General features: G+C 31.4%; 2 protein-coding genes. Both read right to left on the bottom strand.

Translation table 11 applies throughout. The features are described 5' to 3' along the window. Positions 1-221: 221 nt before the first annotated feature. Positions 222-791, bottom strand: a complete 570-nt coding sequence (locus Q0975_RS28295; protein WP_299444338.1) for a hypothetical protein — start codon at positions 789-791, stop codon at positions 222-224. Positions 792-1084: 293 nt separating this feature from the next. After that, on the bottom strand, positions 1085-1561 hold the full coding sequence (locus Q0975_RS28290; protein WP_299444335.1) for a GNAT family N-acetyltransferase: 477 nt from the start codon (positions 1559-1561) through the stop codon (positions 1085-1087). Positions 1562-1828: the final 267 nt, after the last annotated feature.

Genomic DNA, 1828 nt, shown 5'->3' with positions numbered 1-1828 from the left:
AATAACCAGTTCCTATTAAAATAATTCCAATTAGTACTATTAAAACTTCTCTTTTCATTGATTTTCTTGAGTGTGTTCGAACCGGTCTCGTGTATGAGGAGTAGAGGATTTCTACTCACAAACCTTTCGGTTTTGCACTGACCTTTGTTTTGTATTCATACTTTCGTTTTATCACTTTAACCGTTATTACTTATACACACATCTTTGTTGTTTCGCAATATTTATCCCGTTTGAATTGGAATTCCGTTGTTTTTCTTGAAAATTAACATTGCAATTCCGATTGTCAGTAAAATATGACTCCAAACAATAATCATTCTGCTATCCAAAGCAAATGCGCCTATGCCAATTCCAATAACTCCAAGAATTACTAATATTGACCATAACGTATGTTTTTTTATAAATTTAACACAGTGAGCTATCAGTCCAAAATAAAATAACGCAGGTCCGATAGTCATAAACGGAATTCGGATAGATGGTCTTTCCATTATTTGACGTGTCAATTTCTCCATTCCTTCGAAATCAGTTCCATAGCTCCACCATAAAAAATCAATTGTTGCTTGTCCGATTAGAGCAACTACACCTAAAGAAGTTAAAACTGTTGCTAAATTGCTGAAAATATTATCTGAGAAAATATAGTTCAAGGTCAAACAGAGTAATGCTCCAATTAATAATAACCAATGAGCATAATCAATCGGTTCTTGTTTTTGTATAAATTCATTTCCACCTAAGAGCATTATTTGGTTGATAATCAAAAATACGAGTCCGAGTATTGCAAAAATCTTTAATTTCATTTTTTTGGTTTAAACACCTATTTGGCTGGTTAATATTTTCAAAATTCCAACCTTTTTAAAGTTCTGTAAATATTTTAATTCTGAATTGTTAAATATTAGTGACAGGCTGTTTTTTAATGTTGCACAACGACCCGGCTATGGTTAGTACTGGAATTAAAATTATTGAATTTCCGATTAAGCACTTAGCCAAAATTTTTTATTTTGTTTTATCTTTTTTGTTATTAAAGCCAAATCAAAAGATTTGGCGGACTTAGTTTAAAGCTATAAACTATGGGTTTAGCACTAAGCCCGTATTAACTATAGCCATTGTTGTGAGCTGGCTTTATTTTCATTTCCATTATTGGCAAAAATCTATTTTTAATTGAAGTTTCTAATTTCCCAATTACCTTAAATCCAATCTTTTCATAGAATTTTTCAACATTAGGATCAGCATCTAAAATAATTCTTTCGAATTTTGCATTTTGAATCCGTTGCAGAAAATCATTCATTAGCATTTTGCCGAATCCTTTTCTAATAAATTCAGGTTCAATAAATAAATTCTCCAATTTTACGTCTAAATCATTTATTCTAAAATATGAGTAATACCCAATTAAATCATTTCTATTAATCAACTTGTAGACTTCCTTTTCAAGGATATAAATTTCTGAAACAGTTAAGTCGTCTCGCCATTCCTCAATTTGTTCTTTGCTATAATTCCAATGAGATTTTGACCGAATAGTTAATTCCGTTAAATCATTTGAGTCATTCTTTATAGCTTTCTCTATTTTCATTTTTTTTGCTTGCTCACAACGCCAAATATATGAATAGGAGCAAGGTAAGTATGCCTGAACCAATCGATCTATCCCTGCCTACCCTTGGATGGCAGGCAGGTGCGTATATTTATTTCTTGTTTAATTTATGAAAATTTAGCGCCACCGCAAAAAGGAAATAACCTTTCGATTCAGCACTAAACTTTACTCTGATTTAATAGATGATGTTACTACACGCTTTTTATTTCCGCCATATTAGATATTCGACTGTCATTCCTTCAATTTGCC

The sequence above is a fragment of the uncultured Aquimarina sp. genome (assembly GCF_947500065.1).
Classification (GTDB): Bacteria; Bacteroidota; Bacteroidia; order Flavobacteriales; family Flavobacteriaceae; genus Aquimarina.
Note: the sequence above shows the minus strand (reverse complement) of the source record. Positions and strands in the feature narration are given on the sequence as shown.